Source organism: Acinetobacter sp. YH12096 (genome assembly GCF_013419215.1).
GTDB lineage: Bacteria > Pseudomonadota > Gammaproteobacteria > Pseudomonadales > Moraxellaceae > Acinetobacter > Acinetobacter amyesii.
Genome location: NZ_VPAM01000070.1, coordinates 1 through 3,990, shown reverse-complemented (window position 1 = coordinate 3,990; position 3,990 = coordinate 1). Strand labels below are relative to the sequence as shown.

Genomic DNA, 3,990 nt, shown 5'->3' with positions numbered 1-3,990 from the left:
TGGCAAAAAAGCGAATAATTTGCCTGAATTTTGCTTCTGCGATTCTTGAATGGGAATAGTATCTATTTTTTGCTTTCATATAAGGAAGTTACCATACTTTTTAATATGCTTAACTTCCTAAGCCCCTGTCTTAATTTGCAATCCTTTTGGTCAAGGGTGTCTGGTTAATTTAAGGCAGGTATTTGTTGTAGTCGGGCCGCTATAACGCGGATAACGAGTGCCTGTATGTTTAATTTCAAGATTTTTAACAAAGTCTCTACGGAAGTATTGACTATAAAAAATGATCTCCAGCTTAATTCAGAGCTGCAACTTATTAATAAATATAAATCTTCCGATTCTGATATGTATAAACAAGCAATTGTTTTAATCTTCAAAGATCGTGGATATTCAAATTTAGAAATTGGTCAATTATTAGCAAGATGAATTTATTTTTAATCAGTCTAATAAAAAAGAGTGCCATATGGCACTCTTTTGATTTAAGTACAAATTAACCTTTATTGCATTTTGGATCTTGACCTAATGCACGAAGTTTATCCTGCTCTAAACGTTTTTTTAATACATTTTGATTGGCATTGTCTGTCAGAAGACTGCCACGTATTGTATAGATTGTAAGCTTAGATGAAGTTGAATCTATAGGCGTAATTGTAGTCTTAAAAATATAAGTCCCATATGGCGGTCTGCCATAAAAAGTCCCAATATTATTTTCACGATCTAGGTTAGCTTCAACTTTCAAATAATCATTATAAGTCCTGTATTCCACGCATTTTCCATATGCCTGCTTTAAGTTTGCATAGGATTGTACATAGTCCAAAGGAACTTCTACTGAACCACCACCATTGATTGATTTTGTGACCAATTCAGTTTCTGAGGTTGGTAGCATCATTCGTACGCAGCCTTGGAGCAATAACAGTGAAGTTAATAGCCCTAAGCCAGTAGCTGTTTTAATAAACTTTGACTTTTTTAAGGTTTGCATGCTCAACACCTTCAACAATACGTTTTGTAATAACAATAGATTCTGGCTCAGTCGCTTTAAATCGAGAGTCAACTTCATATTCAGCAATGAAAACTAGAGGTTTTGTATTTGGGTTACGATCTACGCCAATCACATAATCTTTATTTTCTTCTAAAGTCACGTTTTTGATCTCAGTAAAGTAACTATGATTTCCAATGCCACTTACGAAAACAATGTCGTGTTGACCAACAGGTAGTTTGAGTTTCACCTGCGAATGATCAAATCTTGTTTGTGTAGTTGATGGGCTGAGTAGTGAGTTTTCTACAAATTTCACACGTTGCTGGTCAAAAGTGTAAACCGTGTAAGGGTACGCACTTAAAGAACCTGATCCTTGGAAAAACTCATAAGGAATTGTTTTGATCGTGGCATATTTTTGGCCCGAGCTCACGAGTTGGTTAGCATAAGCTTCTCGCTTTTCTGAAATAGGTGCATTTGCAGCAGTATTTAGGTAGCGTGCTTCCTTTGGAATGTGTAGCGGTAACATAGAAACTGACTTTTTATTATCAGCAGTTTCTACAACTTGACACCCGGTTAATAGACCAAATAAGCCTAAAAGTAAAAGTGGTTTAATATGCATTATTGATCCAAATTTATTCATAATTTTTGGTAAGCATAATTTACTTAAAATATATTTCGACTGAAATACATTAGGAAATAATTAAATCTAATGGATTAAATTATAATCAATATACTTGTTCAATTTTATCTTTTCTTCTTCGGGCACTTCTTGCCATTTCCACCCGGCAGGCAATCACAGGCCTGACCATCGCCGTCGCGGTCTAAACTTTTCCAACCTGTTTGTCCTGATTTCTTTCTTTGTTCATACTATTTCTGTGCTTGCTGCTGAGTACTAAAGTCAGCACACTTTTTTGCATAAACTTGAATGGAAGTGAACCCCAAAATTAAAATGAGTAAAAATTTCATAAATTATTTTAAAAGTAGAAAAGTCATGCAAATCTTATCAGTAAATTTACCGTGTGACAAAAAGTACACAATTTGTTAAATTAAGTAAAAATATAACATTCTTGGGGTATAAAGTGAACGGTATTACAATTTTTTTGCTTATATGTGTAGCACTTTTGGGGGCGGCTTTTTATTTTATATATGGGAAATATAAAGCAAAAGAAACTGAGAATACTAATAATCAGACTCAATTAAAAAAATATGAAGCTAGATATTCAAGAATTATAGATGTTGATAAGGAAGTCGAAGAATCTTTAAAGCGTAAGACTCAACTAAGTAGCGATATTCAAGCGCTTCAGTTGGATTACCAAAAAAAATATGGTCTTTTCCAAATATTAACTCGTAAGATTGCTGTATATGATGAAGATTTAGAATTAGCTGAATCTGGGTTTTATAAGCCACATTTTGATTTTGGAACATCTGAAGAATATAAACAAAGAATTGCGTTGATCAGAGAAAAACAGAAATCAATGCTTAAGGCTAAAACCGCAGTCACTTGCTCTACAGAGTGGACTGTGGGAGAAAGTAAAGCTGAAGGTAAGAAAATGGTCACACGCGCAATCAAGCTAACAACGCGAGCATTCAATAATGAATGTGAAGCAGCTATAGCAAATGTGCGTTGGAATAATATAGAAAAAATGCAGGAGCGTATTCGCAAAGCTGCCGAAGATATAAATAAAATGAATGAGTCAAACCATGTCTATATTGATCGTAAATATGTGGACATGAAGATGCAGGAGTTATGGTTGGCTTATGAATATCAAGAAAAAGTAAAAGAAGAGAAAGAGGAGCAGGCTGAAATTCGCCGTCAAATGCGCGAAGAGGCAAAGCTTGAGCAGGAAATGGCGGCAGCTCAGAAGGAAGAGGAAAAATTCCAAAAATTATTATTGAAAGCACAAGCTGAAGCAGCAAAAGCTGTCGGTGGTAACTTAGATAAATTGAATGCAGAAATTGCTGAGTTATCAATTAAGTTAGAAGAGGCTCATCAGAAAAATGAGCGCGCACTATCAATGGCACAGCAGACAAAAGCGGGACATGTTTATATTATTTCTAACATCGGATCATTTGGCGAAGATGTCTATAAGATTGGTATGACGCGCCGTTTGGAGCCAATAGATCGTGTACATGAACTGGGCGATGCTAGTGTGCCGTTCTACTTTGATGTACATGCAATGATCTATAGCGAAAATGCACCGGCTATGGAAAATGCGCTTCATAAAGTGTTTGCTGAACGTCGTTTAAATCTAGTCAATCTCCGAAAAGAATTTTTCCATGTGACTTTAGATGAAATCCAAAGTGAGGTTCATAAGATTTCAAGCGATGCTGAATTTACTATTACAGCTGAAGCTGAGCAATATAGACAAAGCCAAACAATTAGACATGAAAAAACTCAGGCAGAAAAAAGGCTTGAGGAAGAAATTCCAGCTTTAATATAAGGGGGTAATCGTGGGTTTTAATTTTAGAAAAAGTCTAAAGATAGCACCGGGTGTACGTTTAAATATTACGAAAAAGGGTATTTCTAGCGTTTCATTAGGCGGTAAAGGCGCGCGTGTAAACCTTGGCAAAAAGGGAACAAGAACAACTGTTGGTTTGCCTGGTACTGGGCTTTCGTATAGCAGTTTCAGCCCTAAGCAAGTAAAGAAAGAAACTGTTAGAAGTGAGCCTGTAAGGTCTAGCATGCAAATGAATATGTCTCCTGTAGGAACGCAAGTTCCTACACCTTTACCATTTATGCCAAAGTTTGAGCGGAAGGTTTCGATTCTTTTAGGCATTGGAATCTTTCTAATGCCATATATTTTCGCATGGTTTACTTTGCGTGAAGGCTATTCAAAGCCAGCAAGGTTTATAAGTTTTGGATGGCTTTTATTATTTGTATTTGTGAATCTACAACAATAGATCTCTTTCATAAATCAAAAAACGATCTTCTTTTTGGTTAATATTTGCACTCCGGATTTCTTAGCATTCGTGCATAATCTGCGGATGAAATACATCGATTCAAACAAGCTTTCTGATCC

At 35.7% G+C, this 3,990-nt stretch carries 5 protein-coding genes and 2 pseudogenes; 3 read left to right on the top strand and 4 right to left on the bottom strand.

Annotated elements, in window-relative coordinates:
- A pseudogene (locus FTU36_RS16420) lies at positions 1-79 on the bottom strand (IS1595 family transposase); the annotation flags it as partial.
- Between the two features lie 146 nt (positions 80-225).
- On the opposite strand from FTU36_RS16420, the gene FTU36_RS16415 reads away from it, so the two are divergent.
- Positions 226-423: a hypothetical protein gene (locus tag FTU36_RS16415; protein WP_180114226.1), complete on the top strand. Its 198-nt coding sequence runs from the start codon at positions 226-228 to the stop codon at positions 421-423.
- A gap of 64 nt (positions 424-487) precedes the next feature.
- Here FTU36_RS16415 and FTU36_RS16410 read toward each other — a convergent pair whose 3' ends face one another.
- The 3 genes and pseudogenes from FTU36_RS16410 to FTU36_RS16850 all read right to left on the bottom strand — a co-directional run bounded on the left by FTU36_RS16410 (position 488) and on the right by FTU36_RS16850 (position 1,936).
- The gene (locus tag FTU36_RS16410) at positions 488-973 is read right to left on the bottom strand and encodes a hypothetical protein (RefSeq protein WP_180009667.1); all 486 of its coding nucleotides are present in this window, start codon (positions 971-973) and stop codon (positions 488-490) included.
- A complete protein-coding gene (locus FTU36_RS16405) occupies positions 942-1,589 on the bottom strand; it encodes a hypothetical protein (RefSeq protein WP_180009666.1) in 648 nt (215 codons plus the stop codon). Before FTU36_RS16405 ends, FTU36_RS16410 begins: the two co-directional genes overlap by 32 nt.
- A gap of 125 nt (positions 1,590-1,714) precedes the next feature.
- Positions 1,715-1,936: pseudogene (locus FTU36_RS16850) on the bottom strand (hypothetical protein).
- Positions 1,937-2,049: 113 nt separating this feature from the next.
- Here FTU36_RS16850 and FTU36_RS16400 point away from each other — a divergent pair.
- A complete protein-coding gene (locus FTU36_RS16400; RefSeq protein ID WP_180118580.1) occupies positions 2,050-3,411 on the top strand; it encodes a DUF4041 domain-containing protein in 1,362 nt (453 codons plus the stop codon).
- Positions 3,412-3,421: 10 nt separating this feature from the next.
- Positions 3,422-3,871 (top strand): DUF4236 domain-containing protein, encoded by a 450-nt coding sequence (locus FTU36_RS16950; RefSeq protein ID WP_180118578.1) that lies wholly within the window; start codon positions 3,422-3,424, stop codon positions 3,869-3,871.
- The last annotated feature ends 119 nt before the right edge of the window (positions 3,872-3,990 follow it).

Bases quoted from the DNA above. Each gene is read 5' to 3' on its own strand.
- FTU36_RS16415 (WP_180114226.1), top strand. From the start codon at position 226: ATGTTTAATTTCAAGATTTTTAACAAAGTCTCTACGGAAGTATTGACT.
- FTU36_RS16405 (WP_180009666.1), bottom strand. From the start codon at position 1,589: ATGCATATTAAACCACTTTTACTTTTAGGCTTATTTGGTCTATTAACC.
- FTU36_RS16410 (WP_180009667.1), bottom strand. From the start codon at position 973: ATGCAAACCTTAAAAAAGTCAAAGTTTATTAAAACAGCTACTGGCTTA.